The sequence below is a fragment of the Flavobacterium sp. IB48 genome (genome assembly GCF_016405855.1).
GTDB lineage: Bacteria > Bacteroidota > Bacteroidia > Flavobacteriales > Flavobacteriaceae > Flavobacterium > Flavobacterium ginsengisoli.
The window spans coordinates 200,466-221,854 of record NZ_JAEFCA010000002.1; the positions used below are offsets into that span (position 1 = coordinate 200,466).

At 32.2% G+C, this 21,389-nt stretch carries 21 protein-coding genes; 9 read left to right on the forward strand and 12 right to left on the reverse strand.

The window, feature by feature from the left end:
• Positions 1-67: 67 nt before the first annotated feature.
• From sucD to JC605_RS08075, 8 genes are all read right to left on the reverse strand, one after another.
• On the reverse strand, positions 68-940 hold the full coding sequence (gene sucD, locus JC605_RS08040) for a succinate--CoA ligase subunit alpha (RefSeq protein ID WP_057118027.1): 873 nt from the start codon (positions 938-940) through the stop codon (positions 68-70).
• Between the two features lie 86 nt (positions 941-1,026).
• Positions 1,027-1,389 carry a nuclear transport factor 2 family protein gene (locus JC605_RS08045; protein ID WP_198855710.1) on the reverse strand — a complete coding sequence of 121 codons (363 nt, stop codon included), beginning with the start codon at positions 1,387-1,389 and terminating at the stop codon, positions 1,027-1,029.
• A gap of 1 nt (position 1,390) precedes the next feature.
• Positions 1,391-2,320 carry a UDP-3-O-(3-hydroxymyristoyl)glucosamine N-acyltransferase gene (locus JC605_RS08050; RefSeq protein ID WP_198855711.1) on the reverse strand — a complete coding sequence of 310 codons (930 nt, stop codon included), beginning with the start codon at positions 2,318-2,320 and terminating at the stop codon, positions 1,391-1,393.
• A gap of 121 nt (positions 2,321-2,441) precedes the next feature.
• Positions 2,442-3,008: an elongation factor P gene (gene efp / locus JC605_RS08055; protein ID WP_095929274.1), complete on the reverse strand. Its 567-nt coding sequence runs from the start codon at positions 3,006-3,008 to the stop codon at positions 2,442-2,444.
• A 92-nt stretch (positions 3,009-3,100) separates the two neighbouring features.
• Positions 3,101-3,886, reverse strand: a complete 786-nt coding sequence (lpxA, locus tag JC605_RS08060) for an acyl-ACP--UDP-N-acetylglucosamine O-acyltransferase (RefSeq protein WP_095951251.1) — start codon at positions 3,884-3,886, stop codon at positions 3,101-3,103.
• Between the two features lie 74 nt (positions 3,887-3,960).
• Positions 3,961-5,349, reverse strand: a complete 1,389-nt coding sequence (locus JC605_RS08065; RefSeq protein WP_198855712.1) for a bifunctional UDP-3-O-[3-hydroxymyristoyl] N-acetylglucosamine deacetylase/3-hydroxyacyl-ACP dehydratase — start codon at positions 5,347-5,349, stop codon at positions 3,961-3,963.
• On the reverse strand, positions 5,342-6,385 hold the full coding sequence (lpxD, locus tag JC605_RS08070; protein WP_198855713.1) for a UDP-3-O-(3-hydroxymyristoyl)glucosamine N-acyltransferase: 1,044 nt from the start codon (positions 6,383-6,385) through the stop codon (positions 5,342-5,344). Before lpxD ends, JC605_RS08065 begins: the two co-directional genes overlap by 8 nt.
• A gap of 39 nt (positions 6,386-6,424) precedes the next feature.
• Complete coding sequence (locus tag JC605_RS08075) at positions 6,425-7,654, reverse strand: HD domain-containing protein (RefSeq protein WP_198855714.1); 1,230 nt, start codon at positions 7,652-7,654, stop codon at positions 6,425-6,427.
• A 223-nt stretch (positions 7,655-7,877) separates the two neighbouring features.
• On the opposite strand from JC605_RS08075, the gene JC605_RS08080 reads away from it, so the two are divergent.
• From JC605_RS08080 to JC605_RS08095, 4 genes are all read left to right on the forward strand, one after another.
• Positions 7,878-9,431: a bifunctional response regulator/alkaline phosphatase family protein gene (locus JC605_RS08080; protein ID WP_111369214.1), complete on the forward strand. Its 1,554-nt coding sequence runs from the start codon at positions 7,878-7,880 to the stop codon at positions 9,429-9,431.
• Between the two features lie 103 nt (positions 9,432-9,534).
• A complete protein-coding gene (gene tsaE / locus JC605_RS08085) occupies positions 9,535-10,005 on the forward strand; it encodes a tRNA (adenosine(37)-N6)-threonylcarbamoyltransferase complex ATPase subunit type 1 TsaE (RefSeq protein ID WP_255562390.1) in 471 nt (156 codons plus the stop codon).
• A 150-nt stretch (positions 10,006-10,155) separates the two neighbouring features.
• Positions 10,156-11,355 carry an alanine dehydrogenase gene (locus JC605_RS08090; RefSeq protein ID WP_198855716.1) on the forward strand — a complete coding sequence of 400 codons (1,200 nt, stop codon included), beginning with the start codon at positions 10,156-10,158 and terminating at the stop codon, positions 11,353-11,355.
• 36 nt (positions 11,356-11,391) lie between these two features.
• Positions 11,392-11,766, forward strand: coding sequence for a DUF4258 domain-containing protein (locus tag JC605_RS08095; RefSeq protein WP_198855717.1), 375 nt, complete (start codon positions 11,392-11,394; stop codon positions 11,764-11,766).
• 142 nt (positions 11,767-11,908) lie between these two features.
• On the opposite strand, the gene JC605_RS08100 is transcribed toward JC605_RS08095, so the two are convergent.
• Positions 11,909-12,574 (reverse strand): uracil-DNA glycosylase, encoded by a 666-nt coding sequence (locus tag JC605_RS08100; RefSeq protein ID WP_198855718.1) that lies wholly within the window; start codon positions 12,572-12,574, stop codon positions 11,909-11,911.
• A gap of 184 nt (positions 12,575-12,758) precedes the next feature.
• On the opposite strand from JC605_RS08100, the gene JC605_RS08105 reads away from it, so the two are divergent.
• The gene (locus tag JC605_RS08105) at positions 12,759-14,924 is read left to right on the forward strand and encodes a DNA mismatch repair protein MutS (protein WP_198855719.1); all 2,166 of its coding nucleotides are present in this window, start codon (positions 12,759-12,761) and stop codon (positions 14,922-14,924) included.
• Positions 14,925-15,187: 263 nt separating this feature from the next.
• Positions 15,188-15,601 carry a thiol-disulfide oxidoreductase DCC family protein gene (locus JC605_RS08110; protein WP_198855720.1) on the forward strand — a complete coding sequence of 138 codons (414 nt, stop codon included), beginning with the start codon at positions 15,188-15,190 and terminating at the stop codon, positions 15,599-15,601.
• A 248-nt stretch (positions 15,602-15,849) separates the two neighbouring features.
• Here JC605_RS08110 and ettA read toward each other — a convergent pair whose 3' ends face one another.
• From ettA to holA, 3 genes are all read right to left on the reverse strand, one after another.
• On the reverse strand, positions 15,850-17,541 hold the full coding sequence (gene ettA / locus JC605_RS08115) for an energy-dependent translational throttle protein EttA (RefSeq protein WP_198855721.1): 1,692 nt from the start codon (positions 17,539-17,541) through the stop codon (positions 15,850-15,852).
• A 46-nt stretch (positions 17,542-17,587) separates the two neighbouring features.
• Positions 17,588-17,770: a CAL67264 family membrane protein gene (locus tag JC605_RS08120; protein WP_198855722.1), complete on the reverse strand. Its 183-nt coding sequence runs from the start codon at positions 17,768-17,770 to the stop codon at positions 17,588-17,590.
• A gap of 62 nt (positions 17,771-17,832) precedes the next feature.
• Positions 17,833-18,837 (reverse strand): DNA polymerase III subunit delta, encoded by a 1,005-nt coding sequence (holA, locus tag JC605_RS08125; protein ID WP_198855723.1) that lies wholly within the window; start codon positions 18,835-18,837, stop codon positions 17,833-17,835.
• A gap of 68 nt (positions 18,838-18,905) precedes the next feature.
• On the opposite strand from holA, the gene JC605_RS08130 reads away from it, so the two are divergent.
• From JC605_RS08130 to JC605_RS08140, 3 genes are read left to right on the forward strand one after another with little or no spacing between them, the layout of a single operon-like run.
• On the forward strand, positions 18,906-19,358 hold the full coding sequence (locus JC605_RS08130) for a type I restriction enzyme HsdR N-terminal domain-containing protein (protein ID WP_198855724.1): 453 nt from the start codon (positions 18,906-18,908) through the stop codon (positions 19,356-19,358).
• A 24-nt stretch (positions 19,359-19,382) separates the two neighbouring features.
• Positions 19,383-20,402 carry a glycosyltransferase gene (locus tag JC605_RS08135; RefSeq protein ID WP_198855725.1) on the forward strand — a complete coding sequence of 340 codons (1,020 nt, stop codon included), beginning with the start codon at positions 19,383-19,385 and terminating at the stop codon, positions 20,400-20,402.
• A 32-nt stretch (positions 20,403-20,434) separates the two neighbouring features.
• Positions 20,435-21,268, forward strand: a complete 834-nt coding sequence (locus tag JC605_RS08140; RefSeq protein ID WP_198855726.1) for an OmpA family protein — start codon at positions 20,435-20,437, stop codon at positions 21,266-21,268.
• Positions 21,269-21,389: the final 121 nt, after the last annotated feature.

Consider the following 21,389-nt stretch of genomic DNA (forward strand, 5'->3'; position numbering starts at 1 on the left):
AAAATGTAAAAAAGTCTCAACAGGATATTGAGACTTTTTTGGAATTTATAATTTTGAAACTTGAAAATTATCCAAGTACTTCTTTTACTTTTTTACCAATTTCTGCTGGTGAATCAACAACGTGAATTCCATTGTCTCTCATAATTTGTTTCTTAGCAGCAGCTGTATCATCAGAACCACCAACAATAGCACCTGCGTGCCCCATTGTTCTACCAGCAGGAGCAGTTTCTCCAGCGATAAATCCAATAACTGGTTTACGGTTACCGTCAGCTTTTACCCATCTTGCAGCATCAGCTTCTAATTGACCACCGATTTCACCAATCATGATGATAGCTTCAGTTTCTGGATCGTTCATTAATAATTCAACAGCTTCTTTAGTTGTAGTTCCAATAATTGGATCTCCACCAATTCCGATAGCTGTAGTAATTCCTAAACCTTGTTTTACAACTTGGTCAGCAGCTTCGTAAGTTAAAGTTCCTGATTTAGAAACGATACCAACTGTACCTTTTTTGAAAACGAAACCTGGCATAATACCAACTTTAGCTTCACCTGGAGTGATAACACCTGGACAGTTCGGACCAATTAATCTTGAATTTCTTTCTTTAACATAATTATTTGCTTTAATCATGTCTGCTACAGGAATTCCTTCTGTAATGGCAATAATTACTTTAATTCCAGCATCAGCAGCTTCCATAATTGCGTCAGCAGCAAAAGCTGGCGGAACAAAAATGATAGAAGTATCAGCACCAGCTTGATCTACAGCATCTTTTACTGTATTAAAAACTGGACGATCTAAATGGCTTGTACCACCTTTTCCTGGAGTAACACCTCCAACAACGTTAGTACCGTACTCAATCATTTGAGAAGCGTGGAAAGTTCCTTCACTTCCTGTAAATCCCTGAACAATTATTTTGGAATCTTTATTAACTAAAACACTCATGATATATATTTTATGTAGTTTTTAAATTTGTGTTGCAAAAATAAGGTTTTGTAATGTATTTTGCCTCTTTTATTGTCAAAAAAATATTAAGAAAATTGACTCATTTGATAACCTCTATAAAGTTTATCATCTTTTATCTGCCAAATGGTTGCAAAATGCGCTAAAAGCATTTCTTCTCTAGGATTCTCGATTGTTTTTACAAAATGAGAGTAACGTACTGATACTAAATCATCTTCGCTAATAATATGACTAATTCTAACCTTAGAACGTACATAAGCACGACTAAGCTCATTGGCCATTTCAATTATCGAATCATAATCCATTTGAATAAAACCTTTACTGCTGTTCCATTCAAGAATAACATCAGGATGCAGATATGTTTTTAAAATTTCGCTATCAATTAAGGCATCTGACTTATAAAATTTCTGAACAAATTCTTTAATAGACATATTACTTCAATTTACTTAAAATTTCAGGAATCTTCTTGATATTGGCTAATTGCTTCAATTTTTCTCTAGACTCTTCAATTGGAGTACCAAAATATGATTTTCCGCCTTCAACTGACTTCGTAACACCTGTCTGCCCCATTACAACAGCTTTTGCACCAATTGTAATACCGCTAGTAGTTCCTACTTGTCCCCATAACGTTACTTCATCTTCTATAATCACACAACCTGCAATACCAGTTTGAGAAGCGATCAGACATTTTTTTCCAATCACTGTATCATGGCCAACATGCACTTGATTATCTAATTTTGATCCTGCACCAATTGTTGTATCTCCAGTAACACCTTTATCGATAGTACATAAAGCTCCAATACCAACATTATCTTCAATAACAACTCGACCACCAGAAACCAACTGATCGAATCCTTCTGGACGTTTTTTATAATAAAAAGCATCCGCACCTAAAATAGTTCCGGCATGTATAATTACATTATCTCCTATTATAGTATGATCGTAAATAGATACATTAGAATGTATTAGACAGTTTTTACCAATTTTTACATTGTTTCCAACAAAACTATTAGGCTGAATAACAGTTCCTTCTCCAATTTCTGCCGATGGAGCTATAGCAACATTAGCAAATTGAAACGGTTTAAAATGTCTGGTTAAAATATTAAAATCTCTAAATGGATCATCAGAAATCAAAAGAGCTTTACCTTCTGGGCACTCAACTTCTTTGTTTATTAAAACAATAGTAGCCGCCGATTGCAAAGCTTTATCATAGTATTTTGGATGGTCAACAAAAACAATATCACCAGGCTCTACAACGTGTATCTCGTTCATGCCTAAAACTTGAAAGTCTTTGTCTCCGATAAATTTGCAATTAAGCAAATTAGCAATTTCTTGTAAAGAATGACTCTTTGGAAATTTCATATAGTATAATTAGAAAACTTGTAAATTAGAAAATGAGTCAATTAGAATGTGAATATACAAAATTATGTCGATTCACTTATTATCTAATTGACTCATTGTCAAATTATCTTAATTAAAATAACTACTCTTTTACACGCTCCATGTAAGAACCTGAAGCTGTATCGATTTTAATTTTATCGCCTTCGTTAATAAACAAAGGAACATTTATGTTCGCTCCTGTTTCTACTGTAGCATTTTTAGTAGCGTTTGTTGCTGTGTTTCCTTTTACACCTGGCTCAGCATAAGTAACTTCAAGAATTACAGATGCAGGCATATCTACTGATAATGGCAAATCTGTTTCTGTATTAATCTGTACCATTACGTTTGTTCCTTCCTTTAACAAATCTGGAGCATCCAAAATGTTTTTGTTTAAAGAAATTTGCTCAAACGTTTCAGCATTCATGAAGTGAAATTCATCACCTTCTGGATATAAATATTGAAATGTATGTGTTTCAACACGGATAACGTCAATCTTGTGACCAGCAGAAAATGTATTATCTAATACTTTTCCAGAAGTCAAACTTTTCAATTTAGTTCTAACGAAAGCTGGACCTTTTCCAGGTTTTACGTGAAGAAATTCAATAATTTTATAGATATCGTGATTAAATTTAATACACAATCCGTTTCTAATATCTGATGTAGATGCCATTTGTATTTGTTTTATTTTTTTGTTTAATCGTTTAACCGTTTAACTGTTTTTTCGATTAAACGATTAAACAAATAAACAATTAAACTCAATTTTTAATAATTTCCTGAGTAACCTTTCATAATTCCTCGAGAAGAATTTCTAATAAAATCTAGAATTTCATCTCTTTCTGGAGTCGCTTCCATTTCAGCTTCAATAATGCTTAAAGCTTGCGTTGTATTGTAATTCTTTTGATACAATATTCTATAGATTTCCTGAATTTCTCTAATTTTTTCAGTACTAAAACCTCTTCTTCGTAAACCAACAGAATTAATTCCTACATAAGACAAAGGCTCTTTTGCTGCCTTTGTAAATGGCGGAACGTCTTTTCTAACCAAAGATCCTCCAGAAATCATAGCGTGATCTCCAATATGAATAAACTGGTGAATCGCCGCTAAACCTCCAATAACTGCATGATTTCCAACAACTACGTGTCCAGCTAATGCAACACCATTTACAATAATTGCATTGTTTCCGATCTCACAGTCGTGCGCGATGTGAGCATAAGCCATTACCAAACAATTGTTTCCAATTACAGTTTGGCCAGAAGCAATAGTCCCTCTATTAATAGTTACACATTCTCTAATTGTACAATTATCGCCAATAATAGCAAGAGAATCTTCACCTCCAAATTTTAAATCTTGTGGCACCGCAGAAATTACTGCTCCTGGGAAAATATTACAATTTTTTCCAATTCGAGCACCTTCCATAATGGTCACGTTTGAACCAATCCAAGTACCATCACCAATAACAACATTATTGTGAATTGTTGTAAATGGCTCTATTACAACGTTTTTAGCGATTTTCGCGCCTGGATGAACATATGCTAATGGTTGATTCATCTGTATGTTTTATATTTTTAATTAAAATATTCTAATTTGAAGCAACAAACCTAAACAATAAATTTGATAATTTATTATTGTTTTCTTGCTATTTGTGCCATTAATTCTGCCTCGGTTACTAATTTACCATTTGCATAAGCATTTGCTTGCATATGGCAAATTCCTCTTCTGATAGGAGAAATTAACTCACATTTAAAGATTAAAGTATCACCTGGCAATACTTTGTGTTTAAATTTAACATTATCAATTTTCATGAAATATGTCAAATAATTTTCAGGATCTGGAACAGTACTTAACACTAAAATTCCACCTGTTTGAGCCATTGCTTCAACAATTAATACACCTGGCATAACTGGAGCTTCTGGAAAGTGACCAACGAAGAAATTCTCGTTCATGGTAACATTTTTCAATCCTACTACGTGACGATCAGACATTTCGATAATTCTGTCAATTAACAAGAATGGAGGTCTGTGAGGCAGCATAGACATGATTTTATGAATATCCATCAATGGTTCTTGATGCAAATCATAAGTAGGAACATGATTTCTCTGCTCTATCTTGATAATTTTTGCTAATTTTTTAGCAAACTGAGTGTTTACAAAGTGTCCTGGTTTGTTAGCAATAATTTTTCCTTGGATACGAACTCCAATTAAAGATAAATCTCCAATTACATCTAGCAATTTATGTCTTGCTGCTTCGTTTGGATAGTGCAAAGTCAAGTTATCTAAAACTCCGTTTGGTTTAACTGAAATCTCTTCTTTACCAAACGCTTTCTTTAAATTCTCCATTGTAGACTCAGAGATTTCTTTATCTACATACACAATTGCATTGTTTAAATCTCCACCTTTAATAAGTCCGTGCTCTAACAAAGACTCTAATTCGTGAAGGAAACTAAAAGTTCTAGAACTCGCAATTTCAGATTTAAAATCTGCTAAACTTTTTAAAGTAGCATTTTGAGTACCTAAAACTTTAGTACCAAAATCTACCATAGTTGTTACTTGATATTCGTCGCTAGGCATAACAAGAATTTCGCTTCCAGTAGCTTCATCTGTAAAAGAAATTACTTCTTTAACTACGTAAACATTTCTGCTTGCATCTTGTTCTTCAATTCCAGCTTTCTCTATCGCTTCAACAAAATATTTTGATGAACCATCCATAATTGGTAGTTCAGAGGCATTCAATTCAATAATAACATTATCCAAATCACAACCAACCACTGCAGCCAAAACGTGTTCTGGTGTTTGAATTTTTACACCAAGTTTCTCAAGATTTGTTCCTCTTTGAGTATTAACAACATAATTAGCATCAGCTTCAATTACTGGTTGACCTTGCAAATCTACTCTTACAAAAGTGAAACCATTATTAACGGGTGCAGGTTTAAAAGTCATTGTAACTTCTTTTCCAGTGTGTAAACCAACTCCTGTTAGCGAAATTTCATTTTTGATGGTCTTCTGTTTAACCATTATTTCCATTTTTTGGGTTTATTATTTGTTTTTTTAATTCTTCAACTTCAGCCACAATTTTAGGCAGATTCTTAAAATGAACATACGATTTATTAAAATCACTATATCCAAGTGATGGCGAACCTTGTAAAACTTCACCATCTTTAATGTTTCTTGAAACGCCAGACTGTGCCTGAACTCTAACATTATTGCCAATTGTTAAATGGCCTACTATACCAACTTGTCCTCCAATCATACAGTTCTCGCCAATTTTTGTAGAACCTGCTACCCCACTTTGAGCAGCTATCACAGTATTTTTTCCAATTTCTACATTGTGAGCAATCTGAATTTGATTGTCTAATTTAACCCCTTTTCTAATTATTGTAGAACCAAGGGTTGCTCTGTCGATTGTAGTATTTGCACCAATATCTACGTTATCCTCAATAATAACATTACCAATTTGTGGTACTTTACTATATTCTCCATCTTCATTTGGAGCAAATCCAAAACCATCAGCACCGATAATAACACCAGAATGAACAGTACAATTGTTTCCTATTACAGTTTCTGAATAGATTTTTGCACCAGCAAAGATGAATACATTATCACCAATAGTAACATTGTCACCAATAAAACTATTTGGATATATTTTCACATTATTGCCCAAAACTACATTTTGTCCAATATAACTAAAACTTCCCAAATATAAATTTTCTCCATATTTGGTTCCTTCAGACATAAATGACTGAGGCTCGATACCTGTTTTATTTAATTTTACTTGATTATAAAAATGTAAAAGTTTAGAAAACGCTGCATAAGCATCTTCCACTTTAATAAGTGTAGTAGTAATTTCCTGTTCTGGAATAAAGCTATCATTAACAATTGTTACTGTCGCTTTTGTAGTATATATATAATTGATATACTTTGGATTAGCCAAAAAAGTAAGCGACCCTTCGTCCCCTTCTTCGATTTTAGAAAGCTTAGAAACTTCTGCATTGGGATTCCCAACAACTTCTCCTTCTAAAATTCCTGCTATTTGTTCTGCTGTAAATTTCATCGCGACAAAAATATAAAAAATAGGTTTTAAATGTTAATTTTATATAAGTTGTTTTGGGAAACAGATATAATATTTTGTCACCAATTTAGATAACGATTTCAAATTCAGTTGGTCAGAAGCTTCAACAACATCTTCAATTGTTTTATCTTTTTTCAAAATACGAATAGGTTCTGCTTCCTTACTATAGGCTTGGTTTTTAATTTTACCTCTAAAAATAAAATATCCTGCATCTAATTGCGAAATATGATGCTTATTAGCAAACTGCTCTTTTAAAGATTGAGATTCTTCCATAGAAACTTTCTCAGCGCTCATTTTAATTTTAAGCAAATCTCTGTTAATTATCATTTTGCTTAAAGTGCTTAAAACGAAATCGTCTTGTCTCTGCCAAGCTTTTAAAGCGCTAATAATATCAAAATCATCCAATTGAGAAAACAAGTCGAGCTTTTCGGCATCAAAATTTTCTAGAGTTATTTTATTATGCATAAAATAAGAAAGAGGCTCACTGCAAGGAAGATCTAATCCTTTCAAAACCAATTCTTTTGCTCTTTTTAAGACTTTCATTAAAATCAATTCGGCAACCAAACTTGTTTTATGCAAATAAGCTTGCCAGTACATTAATCTCCTAGAAAGCAGAAATTTTTCTACAGAATAAATTCCTTTTTCTTCAATTACTAAAACATCATTTTCAACATTCATCATCTGAATCAATCGTTCAGAGTTTACATTTCCTTCAGCAACACCTGTATAAAAACTATCTCGTTTCAAGTAATCCATTCGATCCATATCCAACTGACTTGAAATCAATTGCAACATGAATTTTCTATGGTATTCACCTTTAAAAACCTGAATCGCCAAACTTAATCTTCCGTCAAATTCTTCATTTAACTGATTCATAAATAATAGTGAAATGGCTTCGTGGTGCACATCTTCAACAATACTTTTTTCCATCGCATGAGAAAACGGCCCATGCCCTATATCATGAAGCAAAATTGCTATTAAAAGCGCATTTTCTTCTTCTTCAGAAATCACAACCTCTTTAAAACGAAGCGTGTCAATAGCTTTTTTCATCAAATGCATACATCCTAATGCATGATGAAAACGAGTATGATTCGCTCCTGGATACACCAAATACGATAATCCCATCTGTGAAATACGTCGTAGACGCTGAAAATAAGGATGCTGAATTAGATCGTAAACCAGCTCATTCGGAATCGTAATGAAGCCATATATAGGATCGTTGAATATTTTTAATTTATTGATCTGAGTCACAGTCTCGTTATTTTTTTGGTCAACAAATATAAGTAAATAAGTATAAAGAGCTCGGTGTTTTTTATTTAAAAATCACACTCTAAAATATGATGATTATCAATAAAATACATTAAAAAATGTTAAATTTCAAAATAAAATCATGGTTTAACTTTGGTAATTTTATACTATTTTTAATACTTTTTAAGTTCTATAACTTTAAATTGCAGTAAAATTAAATTGATTTATGGATAAGATAAAGATACTTTGGGTCGACGATGAAATCGATCTTTTAAAACCCCACATATTATTTCTAGAAAAAAAGAATTACGAAGTTACTACTTGCAATAACGGCCTTGATGCGATTGCGTTGTTTGAAGAAGATAATTTTGATATTGTTTTTCTAGATGAAAACATGCCTGGAATGAGCGGATTAGAAACGCTTTCTGAAATGAAAGAAAAAAAATCAGCGATTCCGATGATTATGATCACCAAAAGCGAGGAAGAATACATTATGGAAGAAGCCATTGGTTCTAAAATCGCCGATTATTTGATTAAACCCGTAAATCCGAACCAAATTCTATTGAGTTTGAAGAAAAATCTAGATGATTCGAGATTAATCACCGAAAAAACCACTTTAGATTATCAGAAAGAATTTAGAAAGATTTCGATGGAATTGGCAATGGTTAATTCATACGAAGATTGGATTGAATTGTACAAAAAATTGCTTTTTTGGGAATTAAAACTAGAAGACATCAATGATACAGCGATGATCGAAATTTTAGAATCCCAAAAAGTTGAAGCGAATTCGCAATTCGGAAAATATATCGAAAGAAATTACGAAGATTGGTTTGCACCAAAAGCAGATAAACCGATTCAATCTAATACTTTGTTTAAAGAATTAGTAGTTCCAGAAATTAAAAAGAAAGACAAACCAATCCTTTTTGTTGTAATTGATAACCTTCGTTACGATCAATGGAAAGCTTTTGAAGGTGTAATTTCAAACTATTACAAACTAGAAAAAGAAGTTCCGTACTACTCCATTCTTCCAACAGCAACTCAATATGCTAGAAATTCTATTTTTTCTGGTTTAATGCCTCTAGAAATGGAAAAACAATTTCCTGAATATTGGAAAAACGATGTAGAAGACGGAGGAAAAAACCTTTATGAAGCAGAGTTTTTATCGGCTCAGTTAAAACGTTTAGGTTTAAACATTAAAGAAGATTATTTCAAAATCACCAATTATGCTGGCGGAAAAAAGTTAGCCGAAAACTTTAAAGCTTTAAAAGGAAATGACTTAGTAACTGTTGTTTACAATTTCGTTGATATGCTTTCGCATGCTAAAACCGAAATGGAAGTAGTAAAAGAATTAGCTTCTGATGATAAAGCGTATCGTTCTTTAACCTTAAGCTGGTTTAAAAATTCTCCTTTATTAGAAATTATCCAACAGGCACAACTTTTAGGCTTTAAACTTATCTTAACAACAGACCACGGAACAATTAATGTAAAAAATCCGTCGAAAGTTGTGGGTGATAAAAATACAAGTCTAAATTTGCGTTATAAAACTGGACGTAGTTTAACATACGAGCAAAAAGATGTTTATGTAGTAAAAGAGCCTAAAACCATTGGCTTACCTGCAATAAACATGAGCAGTTCGTTTATTTTTGCCAAAAATGATTTTTTCTTGGCTTACGTAAACAACTACAATCATTATGTGAGCTATTACAAAAACACCTACCAACACGGAGGAATTTCGTTAGAAGAAATGATTATTCCGTTTTTGGTATTTAACCCGAAATAAAAGCTTTAAGTCGCAGTTTTCAATTTTGAATTTAAATAAAATAATTCTTGCCACAGATTTTACAGATCAATATTGATTTGAAAATCCTTTTTAATCTTTTAATCTGTGGCATTTAAAAAATAATTCGCCAAAATTTGCGAAATTCGTGGCAAAAAAACAAACAACAATGAACATCGTTTTTTCATTAGATCAAATTCAAGAAGTTGCCGAGCAGATTATAGCTTCAAACCCTAAAAAAATCATTCTTTTTAATGGTGAAATGGGAGTTGGGAAAACTACTTTAATCAAACAACTATGCAAAAGTTTAGGAGTTCAAGATGCAACAAGCAGTCCGACTTTTTCTCTTGTAAACGAATACAAAACTTCTAGTAATCAAACCGTTTATCACTTTGATTTTTATAGATTAAACAAAGAAACCGAAGCGCTAGATATGGGCGTTGACGATTATTTGTATTCTGGAAATTGGTGTTTTATCGAATGGTCTGAAAAAATTGCGAGTCTAATCCCAGAAGAACATTCTACAATAAACATAGAATTGCTTGCTGATGGAAAAAGAGAACTAAATTTAGTTTAAAACCTATATAAATAATCGTAAAAAGAAAAATTCACCTCTTTATTGACAGGTATAATATTTCTTAACTTTTATCTTTGAGTATTAGCAGAATTTTTACATTAATTTTAAAACTTTTTACGTAATTTGTACTCTTAATTTTTTGCATTATCCATGTCAATCACGTTAACTCCATTTACAAAACAACAATTAATACCGCAGGAAGAAAAACTTGAGGTTGGTCGTTTTAAAAGAGAACTTTTTATAGGAATTCCTAAAGAAACAAGTTACCAAGAACGTCGTATCTGTCTCACGCCCGATGCTGTAAATTCCTTAACTTACGCAGGTCACCGCGTTATGATTGAATCTGGAGCAGGAGAATGCTCGAGTTATACAGACAAAGAATATGCAGATGCAGGAGCAGAAATTACAAAAGACACCAAAAGGGTTTTTGGTTGTCCATTTCTACTAAAAGTAGAACCTCCAACTTTGGCTGAAATCGAAATGATAAATCCCGAAACGGTTATTATTTCTGCGATTCAGCTAAAAACTAAAAAGAAATCTTACTTCGAAGCTTTAGCTCAAAAGAAAATTACAGCATTAGCTTTTGAATATATTAAAGACGAAGACGGATCTTATCCTGCTGTAAAATCTTTAAGCGAAATCGCCGGAACTGCCTCAATACTTATTGCTGCAGAATTAATGATCACAGATGAATTTGGAAAAGGACTTTTATTTGGAAACATTACAGGCGTTCCTCCTACCGAAGTTGTGATTTTAGGAGCTGGAACTGTTGGCGAATTTGCAGCAAAAACCGCTATTGGATTAGGCGCAAATGTTAAGGTTTTCGATAACTCAATTACAAAACTACGTCGTCTTCAAAACAATTTAAATCAAAGAATTTTCACTTCTACCATACAGCAAAAAGGTTTATTAAAGGCTTTAAGACGTTGTGACGTAGCGATTGGAGCAATGCGTGGAAAAGAGCGTTGTCCGATTGTTGTGAACGAAACAATGGTAGAACATATGAAAAAAGGCGCTGTAATTGTTGACGTTAGTATTGATACTGGTGGCTGTTTCGAAACTTCAGAAGTAACTACTCATGAAAAACCAACATTTATAAAAAGCAATGTTTTACACTATTGTGTGCCAAATATACCATCTCGTTATTCCAAAACTGCTTCATTATCAATAAGTAATATCTTAACACCTTACCTGCATCAGATAGCCGAAGATGGTGGTATTGAAAGTGCAATTCGATGCAATAAAGGCCTTAAAAATGGCATTTATCTTTATCACGGAATTCTAACAAATAAAGCAATTGGCGACTGGTTCGATTTGCCAGACAACGATATTAATTTACTTGTATTTTAAGGGAACTTTAATGTACCTTTGCAAAAATTTTATTTCATGAAGTTCGTACACCGTTTTGCATATTACCTGATTGGTCTCGTTATGGGATGTTTTATTGTATCAGGATTTTTTATCGGAAAAGATACCCGATGCAATTATTTTCCAAATGCCAGAGTTTTAAACAATCTTAGAACAAAACCTTTTCAATATTCTCCAAAAGCCGTTCAGACTTTAAGTGAAAAATGGGTTGACACGGCAGATGTCAAAAACACATTAACTTATGGAGATGTCGATTTTGACCAAAGCAATGTTCCATTCAAAAAAGGAAAGCTTTATATTATTGAAGGAAAAACAGTAAAAAATCAGGAAATTATTCTAAAAGTGGTGAATTACGAAAACAAAGCCGTTTTAGAAGAAATTGTAAAAAAATAAAAAAATAAAAATCTTTTGTTTCTCGCAGATTTTGCAGATCCAAAAGATTTTTTTTACCCTCAAATATTTCTCGCAAAGTCACAAAGACACAAAGTAAAAGCTTTGCACCTTTGTCACTCTGAAACTTTGCAACTTTAAAAAATTACCATTCAATTTCTTTCAATCCTTTAGATTTCAAGAATTCATTTGTTTTGCTAAAATGTTTATTTCCAAACCAGAAACCTCTATTGGCACTTAACGGAGAAGGATGTCCCGATTTTAAAATATGATGTTTTGAAGCGTCAATTAAAGTCGCTTTCTTTTGAGCAAAACCTCCCCAAAGTAAAAAGACAACATTTTCTTTTTCAGCAGAAATTTGTTTGATCACGGCATCAGTGAATTTCTCCCAACCTTTTCCTTGGTGGCTCCCTGCTTCAGATTGTCTAACAGTTAAAGTAGCATTTAAAAGAAAAACGCCTTGATCTGCCCAACGCTCTAAATTACCCGTATTAGGCATTGGTATATTGAAATCATCCTGAATTTCTTTAAATATATTTTGAAGCGATGGCGGAAACGGAATTCCATCATTTACAGAAAAACATAATCCATTTGCTTGATTTGGCCCATGATAAGGATCTTGCCCGATAATAACCACTTTAACTTCATCAAAATGACAATGGTCAAAAGCTGAAAAAATTTGACTCCCTTTTGGATAACAAACTTTTGTTGCGTATTCCGTTTTTACAAATTCAATTAAATCGTTGAAATATGGTTTTTCGAATTCTTCATTCAAAACTGGTTTCCAAGAAGAATGCATTTTTACGTCCATAATTTTTTTTATGCGAATTTCAGAAATTATTACTTAAAATCATATTTACTAAAAAGAAAAATATCAAAAGTCAAAAAACAAAAATTAAAACGATAGCAAAGAAAAAAACTCATAATTCATAATTCATAATTCACAATTGATGAATGTTTTCGTACTTTTGCTTTTGCTTTCATAAAGAAATTAAATGATCAGTATTACAGAAAAAACATTACAAGACTTACAATTTCCAACTGTATTAGAAACCATTTCAGATGGTTGCAACACCGACATTGGAAAAGAAAAGGCTTTACAAATAAAACCATTTAGAGATAAAGAAGAATTAATGCAAGCTTTGATGCAAACATCAGAGTATGTGTCTTCTTTTCAAAATAATAACGCAATTCCGAATCACGGATTTGATGCCATTACGCATGAAATTAAGTTTTTAGCAATCGAAGACAGTTTTCTTGAAGTAGGAAGTTTTAGAAAAATCGCTAACCTTTCAGCGACAACAAATGTCTTATTGAACTTCTTAAAAAAATTCGATGACTACTATCCGAATCTAAATGCAAGGGCTTCTAGAGTAGAACTAACAAAAGACATTATCTCTGCAATTGATGCAATAGTTGATAAATATGGAGAAATAAAAGACAATGCTTCTCCTGCTTTAGCCGGAATTCGTCAGAATATGAATTTGGTTCGCGGAAAAGTGAATCAAAGTTTTGGCGTGGCTTTAACTCAATACAATAGCTTGGGTTATTTGGACGATATTAAAGAAAGTTTCGTGCAAAACCGTAGAGTTTTAGCTGTTTTAGCTATGTATCGTCGTAAAGTAAAAGGCTCAATTTTAGGAAGTTCAAAAACTGGAAGTATCGCATACATTGAACCAGAAGCTACTTTAAAATATTCTAGAGAATTAGCTAATTTAGAATACGAAGAAAAAGAAGAAATAACGCGAATCTTAAAAAATTTATCGAATGTCATTCGTCCTTTTCTTCCTTTACTAGTTGAATATCAAGATTTTTTAAGTGATATTGATGTAGTTGCTGGAAAAGCTAAATATGCAAATCGCATTAATGGAATCCTGCCAACAATTACCGAAGAAAGAAGATTGTTCTTTAGAGAAGCGTATCATCCAATTTTGTATTTGAACAACAAACAAAAACAAGAAGTTACGCATCCGCAAACCATTGAGCTAAAACAAGAAAACAGAATTATTGTAATTTCTGGACCAAACGCTGGAGGAAAAACTATTTCCTTAAAAACGGTAGGTTTATTGCAATTAATGTTGCAATCTGGAATTTTGATTCCAGTTCATGAAAGAAGCGAAACTTTCTTATTTGATAGAATTTTAACAGATATCGGAGATAATCAATCTATTGAAAATCATCTAAGTACATATAGCTATAGATTAAAAAACATGAATTACTTTTTAAAGAAATGTAATAAGAAAACCATGTTTTTAATTGACGAATTTGGTACAGGTTCTGATCCTGAATTGGGTGGAGCTTTGGCTGAAATTTTCCTAGAAGAATTTTATCACCGTGAAGCTTTCGGAATTATCACAACGCATTATTCTAATTTGAAAATTTTAGCAAACGAATTGCCATATGCAACGAATGCGAATATGATGTTTGATGAAAAATCTTTAGAACCGATGTACAAACTGGCTTTGGGTCAGGCAGGAAGCTCATTTACGTTTGAAGTCGCTCAGAAAAATGGAATTCCGTTTGGATTGATTAATCGTGCGAAAAAGAAAATCGAAGTTGGAAAAGTTCGTTTTGATAAAACCATCGCAACACTTCAAAAAGAAAGATCGAAACTGGAAAAAACTTCTTTAAATTTAAAAGAAGAAGAAACCAGAGCGCGTGAAGAGAGTAAGAAGATGGAAAACATCAATACGAGAATTCAGCAAAAATTAGAAAGCTATCAAGAATTGTACGACAGTAATCAAAAGATAATTTACATTGGACAAAAAATTGATGATATTGCTGAAAAGTATTTTAACAACAAAAACAAAAAAGAACTTATTGGTGAATTTTTGAAAATAGTTGAGATTGAAAATTCAAAACGTAAAAAAGCAACTCCAAAAGAAACTAAAGAAAAAGTTGAAAAGCAAAAAGAAATTATTGCTGAAGTAAAGGTAAAAGTTGAAGAAATACGAAAAGAGAAAAAAGAGAAAAAACTTAAACCAGTTGTTGAAAAACCAAAACCGATTTTAAAAATTGGTGATCGAGTAAGAATGCTTGACGGGAGATCTGTTGGAAGTATAGATGCTATCGAAAAAAATAAAGCGACAGTAAATTATGGTATTTTTACTTCTAAAGTAAGTTTGGATGAATTGGAATTGGTAGAAGCAGTTAAGAAATAAGTTTTCAGTCCTTAAAAATTGGTAAAAAAAATAAAAATAAAAATAAAGCGATTTAAGGGACGATTTTTATTTTTACATAAAAGAACATTCCTATTTTTTAAAAATAGATTTAAACTAATTTACTGATGTCGTTTTTGATTTCTAAAATTTATTAAAAAACAAAAATCAATAGACATTATAAATACAAGCAAAAACATATTAATTCCTGTTTTATTTATTTCAATTAAGAATTGAAATATAAAACTTGAAATACAAATTATAAAATGGAAAGTCTTCCAAAAAATAAAAAAATAGTTCTTTTTGACGGAGTTTGTAATCTCTGCAGTTCCGCTGTACAGTTTATCATCAATAACGACAAAAAAGATATTTTTAGATTTGTTGCACTGCAGTCTGATTTAGGAATTTCTATCTGTAAACATTTAGGAATTAGCTTTTCTAAAATGGATAGTATTATTTTATACGATCCTGGAACAGCATATTTTTACAAATCTTCTGCAATTCTTGAAATCGCTAAAAACTTTGGAGGCATTTGGAAATTAACTCCTATTTTTAGAATTGTGCCAATTTTTGTAAGCGATAAAATTTATGATTATGTTGCAAAAAACAGATACAATTGGTACGGCAAAAAAGAAAGTTGCATGATTCCAACTCCAGAATTGAAATCTAAGTTTTTGTAGAAAATTCCAATGTAAAAATTCCAAATTCCAAAAAGTAAAACTTCAGTGAACGTAATATTGTCATTTCGACGAAGGAGAAATCTTCGTGAGAAACTCGACAAAGATTGGATTCTCGTTGCGGAGTTACTTGTGAAGATTTCTCCTTCGTCGAAATGACAAACTTAACGTAAAAACCTATAAAATATAAAAATCCCAAGCTCCGATAAATTTGGAATTTGGGATTTTTTATTTGAAATTTATTAAAAAAATTATCTAATTAATTTTCTATATTTCAAACGTTTAGGAGTTAAATCACCGCCAAGACGTTTCTTTTTGTTTTCTTCATAATCAGAGAAACTACCTTCGAAGAAATAAACTTCAGAATCTCCTTCGAAAGCTAAGATGTGTGTACAAATTCTATCTAAGAACCATCTGTCGTGAGAAATAATTACAGCACAACCTGCAAAATTTTCTAAACCTTCTTCAAGTGCACGAAGAGTATTTACATCAAGGTCATTCGTTGGCTCATCCAGTAAAAGTACGTTTCCTTCTTCTTTCAAAGTCATTGCCAAGTGCAAACGGTTACGCTCTCCACCAGAAAGCATTGAAACTTTTTTGTTTTGCTCGCCGCCCCCAAAATTAAAACGAGATAAATAAGCTCTAGAATTTACTTGCTTTCCTCCCATCATAATCAATTCTTGACCATCTGCAAAGTTTTCCCAGATTGATTTATTTGGATCAATGTTCGAGTGTGACTGATCTACATAAGCAATTTTTACTGTGTCTCCAACAGAAAATTCTCCACTATCAGTAGCTTGTTCGCCCATGATCATTTTGAAAATAGTCGATTTACCAGCACCGTTTGGTCCGATAATTCCAACAATACCAGCTTGAGGCAAAGTAAAATTCAAATTATCATATAATAATTTATCACCAAAAGCTTTTGCAACATTTTTAGCTTCAATAACATTTGTTCCTAAACGTGGTCCATTTGGAATGTAGATCTCTAATTTTTCGTCTAGTTGTTTTTGATCTTCGTTTAATAATTTGTCGTAGTTCTGTAAACGTGCTTTTTGTTTTGTCTGACGACCTTTTGCTCCTTGACGAACCCACTCCAACTCACGCTCTAAAGTTTTTCTACGTTTAGAAGCCACTTTTTCTTCTTGAGCCAAACGGTTTGATTTTTGATCCAACCAAGAAGAATAATTTCCTTTCCAAGGAATACCTTCTCCTCTATCTAGCTCTAAAATCCATCCAGCAACATTATCTAAGAAATAACGGTCGTGTGTTACTGCAATTACAGTTCCAGAATATTGTGCTAAATGTTGCTCTAACCAAAGAACTGACTCAGCATCAAGGTGGTTGGTTGGCTCATCCAATAGCAATACATCTGGTTGTTGCAATAACAAACGGCATAAAGCTACACGACGACGCTCACCTCCTGAAAGGTTTTTAATTGGCGTATCTCCTTCTGGAGTACGCAATGCATCCATTGCGATTTCTAATTTTGTATCGATTTCCCAAGCGCCAAGAGCATCAATTTTGTCTTGCAATGCTGCTTGACGGTCCATCAATTTATCCATTTTGTCTTGATCTTCGTAATATTCTGGAAGACCGAACAAATCATTGATTTGATTGTATTCTTCTAAAACTGCCATAGTTTCGGCTGCTCCTTCACGAACAATTTCGATAACTGTTTTAGAATCGTCAAGAATTGGTTCTTGCTCTAAATATCCTACTGTATAACCAGGCTGGAATACTACATCTCCTTGGTAGTTTTTATCAACTCCAGCAATAATTTTTAAAAGTGAAGATTTACCAGAACCATTAAGTCCCAAAATACCAATCTTAGCTCCGTAGAAGAAACTAAGGTAAATATTCTTAAGAACTGGTTTGTCTGCTCCTTGATAGGTTTTACTCAATTTCTGCATTGAGAAAATTACTTTCTTATCGTCTGACATTTTTTATTTTTTATTATATTATTTATTTTTTTTGAATTCTGACATCTTAAACTCTACCTTTCAGAGCATTGAAAACCCAAGCATTAGCAAGGAAACCTACTCCAACAGCACCAAATCCCCAACCTGAAACATCGCTGTATCTAAAGATTCCAAGACCTATAAGCAAAAATCCCATAAGTACCATTATTAAAGTGGCCCATCCTAAAATGGTGTTTTTATTCATTCCCATAATTATGTAAATATTAATAGTGTCAAATTTTTAGAAAGGCAAATATCGTGAATTTTAATGGCTTAATTAAATATTTTATAAAGCATTTCTTTTAACAAATCTGATTGAGGTAAAGCATTAGCACCCACACCTTTACTTTTAATATCAATATCGCGTAAAGCGCCAACAATCTGACTTACTTTTCTCATTGGATAATTTTTGACCGCCAAATCATATTCTTTTAAAAAATACGGATTTACTCCAAGTACCGATGCAACGTTTTTAGGATTTTTATCTTTTAATCCATGATACTTTAGAAGCTGAACAAAAAAGCCAAATACCAAACCTGTAGTCATAACTAAAGGATATTCTTTAGGATTATGAGCAAAGTTTTCTGCTATCTTATAAGCTTTCAATTGATTTCGTTCTCCAATTGCTTTTCGAAGTTCAAATACATTATAATCTTTGCTAAAACCAATATTTTCTTCAATGTGTTCTGCTGTGATCATAGTGCCTTTCGGTAAAATAATCTGCAGTTTTTCTAGCTCATTATTGATTTTACTCAAATCTGTACCTAAAAATTCAACTAACATGGCATTAGCTTTTGGATCAATGGTGTATTTTTTTCCAGCTAAAACACGCTTTATCCAATCTCCTACCTGATTTTCATATAATTTTTTACTTTCGTAAACAACGCCCTTCTGTCCTAATAGTTTGGTAACTTTTTTACGTTTATCTAGTGTCTTATATTTATAGCAAATAACCAAAACGGTAGTTTGCATTGGATTCTCTACATACGATTCGATTTTATCAATTGTTCTTGATAAATCCTGCGCTTCTTTCACTATAACAACTTGACGTTCAGCCATCATAGGATAGCGCTTGGCCGTTGAAACAATATCATCTACAGAAACATCTCTTCCATATAAAACTGTTTGATTAAAGCCTTTTTCTTCTTCAGCTAAAACATTCTGTTCAATATATTCCGATAACTTATCTATATAATAAGGTTCTTCACCCATTAAAAAATAAATCGGTTTAATATCTCCGGCTTTGATATCGTTAACAATTTTTACTACTTCGTCCATTTATACTTGTTTCAAGTTTAAAGTTTCAAGTTACTTTGAAACAAAAAACTATTTTATATTTTTGCTTTATGCTTAAACTTAATTTCCCTGCTTATAGTTTCCGATTCAAAAATAGCGAAAATAAAGTGTCTATTTTTGATGAAATCAGGAAAAAATTTATAATTCTTACGCCAGAAGAATGGGTTCGACAGCACGTTGTTCATTTTTTAATGCACGAAAAAAAATATCCAAAATCGCTTATCAACGTAGAGAAAGTTTTAACTGTCAACGGATTACGAAAACGATACGATGTTGTTGTATTTAACCCTAATGGCTCTATACATATATTAGTAGAGTGCAAAGCACCAGAAGTTAAAATCTCTCAGGCAACTTTTGATCAGATTGCCCGTTACAATATGACAATGCAGGCACGGTTTTTGAATGTGACAAACGGACTAAACCATTTTTATTGTCAAATGGATTTTGAAAACGAGAAATATGAGTTTTTAAGAAGCCTTCCTGACTATAAAGAAAATCATTAACAAAGAATAAATAATTGAGTACTTTTGGATAAAATAGCAGTTGTCATTTTAAATTGGAACGGAGTAAAATTGCTAGAGCAATTTTTACCATCTGTTATTCAGTATTCAGAAGGAGCAACAATTTATGTTGCAGACAATGATTCTACGGATAACTCTATTGCATTTATTGCAGAACAATTTCCAACCGTAAAAATTGTAAAAAACTCAGGCAATCATGGCTTTGCAAAAGGCTACAATGACGCTTTACAACATATTGATGCAGAAATATATGCATTGGTAAATTCAGATATTGAAGTCACAGAAAACTGGCTTCAACCCATTCTTGACACTTTTGAAAAAGAACATCAAACTGCTATTATTCAGCCAAAAATTCTGGATTTTAAAAATAAAGAATATTTTGAATATGCAGGTGCTGCCGGCGGTTTTATTGATAAATATGGATTCCCTTTCTGTAGGGGAAGAATATTCGACACAATCGAAAAAGACAATGGACAATACGATACTAATATTGAATTATTTTGGGCATCGGGCGCTTGTTTTTTCATTAGGAAAAATATTTTTCATGAATTAGGAGGTTTTGACGAAAGTTTCTTTGCACATCAAGAAGAAATAGATTTATGTTGGCGTGCTGCTAACGAAGGCCATGTTATAAAATATAATTATCAGTCTGTTGTTTACCATGTTGGTGGCGCAACATTACAACAAGGAAATCCTAAAAAAACTTATTTGAATTTTAGAAATTCATTGTTAATGCTAGTTAAAAATCTTCCTTCAAAAGGTTTATTTTTTGTGATTTTTTTCCGCATGGTTTTAGATGGAATTGCTGGCATACGCTTTTTCACACAAGGCAAGTTTGGACATACTTTTGCTATTTTAAAAGCGCATTTTTCTTTTTATTGCCTATCTTTAAAATACTTAAAAAAGCGAAAAGATTTTCAATTACAGCAATACTATACAGTAAAAAGCATCGTTTTCCTTTATTATATCAAGAAATTGACCTTATTTAAAGAAATCTTTAACAGTATTCAAAATATTAAAAACTAAATTTGTAATCAAGTCTAATTAAAATTAAATTTATGAGAAAAATAGTTATCGCACTATCAGTATTAATGGCCCTGACATCTTGTGTTTCTAAAAAGAAATATGCAGAGTTAGAAGCTAAAAACAAAGAGACTCAAGATTTGTTAAACTCATGTACTGTAAAATTAAATTCGTGCTTAGAAGAAAAAGCTGGATTAGCTGCAACAGCTGAAAGCTACAAACAACATAATCAAGATCTAATTAATAGTTCTAAAGATTTAACTATCTTAACTACTAAAGGTGCTGAAAACCTTGAAAAATCTCTTGAAAGTTTAAAAGAAAAAGATTTGAAAATCTCTAGACTTCAAGATGCTTTAACTAAAAAAGACAGTGTTACTTTAGCATTAGTTACAAGTTTAAAAGGTGCAGTTGGAATCAACGATCCAGACATCGAAATCAATGTTGAAAAAGGAGTTGTATTTATCTCTATCGCTGACAAATTATTATTCAAAAGCGGAAGCTATGATGTAAGTGATAAAGCTAAAACTGTTTTAGCTAAAGTTGCAAAAGTTGTAAACGACAAACCTGACTTTGAGTGTATGGTTGAAGGACACACTGATGATGTACCTTACAAAAGCAACGGAATTATCTTAGACAACTGGGATTTAAGTGTTAAACGTTCTACTTCTATCGTTCGTGTATTGACAAACGATCTTGGAGTTAACCCAGCTAAATTAATTGCTGCAGGTAGAAGCTCTTATGTACCATTAGTAGCTAACGATTCTCCTGAGAACAAAGCTCGTAACAGAAGAACTCGTATCGTAGTTATGCCAAAAATCGATCAATTCTATGATATGATTGAAAAAGAAATGAAGAAACAACAAAAATAATTAGAGTTTCACATACTTATAATACAGAAAAAGCAGGTCAATAGACCTGCTTTTATGTATCCTTAATTTTTTTTAATAACCAATTAAATATAAATCAAGAATAGCATTATTTTTAAGTAAC

Bases quoted from the DNA above. Each gene is read 5' to 3' on its own strand.
- ettA (WP_198855721.1), bottom strand. From the start codon at position 17,541: ATGTCAGACGATAAGAAAGTAATTTTCTCAATGCAGAAATTGAGTAAA.
- JC605_RS08110 (WP_198855720.1), top strand. From the start codon at position 15,188: ATGGAAAGTCTTCCAAAAAATAAAAAAATAGTTCTTTTTGACGGAGTT.
- JC605_RS08080 (WP_111369214.1), top strand. From the start codon at position 7,878: ATGGATAAGATAAAGATACTTTGGGTCGACGATGAAATCGATCTTTTA.
- JC605_RS08120 (WP_198855722.1), bottom strand. From the start codon at position 17,770: ATGGGAATGAATAAAAACACCATTTTAGGATGGGCCACTTTAATAATG.
- JC605_RS08105 (WP_198855719.1), top strand. From the start codon at position 12,759: ATGATCAGTATTACAGAAAAAACATTACAAGACTTACAATTTCCAACT.
- lpxD (WP_198855713.1), bottom strand. From the start codon at position 6,385: ATGAAATTTACAGCAGAACAAATAGCAGGAATTTTAGAAGGAGAAGTT.
- JC605_RS08050 (WP_198855711.1), bottom strand. From the start codon at position 2,320: ATGAAATTTCCAAAGAGTCATTCTTTACAAGAAATTGCTAATTTGCTT.
- JC605_RS08095 (WP_198855717.1), top strand. From the start codon at position 11,392: ATGAAGTTCGTACACCGTTTTGCATATTACCTGATTGGTCTCGTTATG.
- JC605_RS08065 (WP_198855712.1), bottom strand. From the start codon at position 5,349: ATGGTTAAACAGAAGACCATCAAAAATGAAATTTCGCTAACAGGAGTT.
- JC605_RS08100 (WP_198855718.1), bottom strand. From the start codon at position 12,574: ATGGACGTAAAAATGCATTCTTCTTGGAAACCAGTTTTGAATGAAGAA.
- lpxA (WP_095951251.1), bottom strand. From the start codon at position 3,886: ATGAATCAACCATTAGCATATGTTCATCCAGGCGCGAAAATCGCTAAA.
- JC605_RS08140 (WP_198855726.1), top strand. From the start codon at position 20,435: ATGAGAAAAATAGTTATCGCACTATCAGTATTAATGGCCCTGACATCT.
- JC605_RS08045 (WP_198855710.1), bottom strand. From the start codon at position 1,389: ATGTCTATTAAAGAATTTGTTCAGAAATTTTATAAGTCAGATGCCTTA.
- sucD (WP_057118027.1), bottom strand. From the start codon at position 940: ATGAGTGTTTTAGTTAATAAAGATTCCAAAATAATTGTTCAGGGATTT.
- holA (WP_198855723.1), bottom strand. From the start codon at position 18,837: ATGGACGAAGTAGTAAAAATTGTTAACGATATCAAAGCCGGAGATATT.
- JC605_RS08090 (WP_198855716.1), top strand. From the start codon at position 10,156: ATGTCAATCACGTTAACTCCATTTACAAAACAACAATTAATACCGCAG.
- efp (WP_095929274.1), bottom strand. From the start codon at position 3,008: ATGGCATCTACATCAGATATTAGAAACGGATTGTGTATTAAATTTAAT.
- JC605_RS08130 (WP_198855724.1), top strand. From the start codon at position 18,906: ATGCTTAAACTTAATTTCCCTGCTTATAGTTTCCGATTCAAAAATAGC.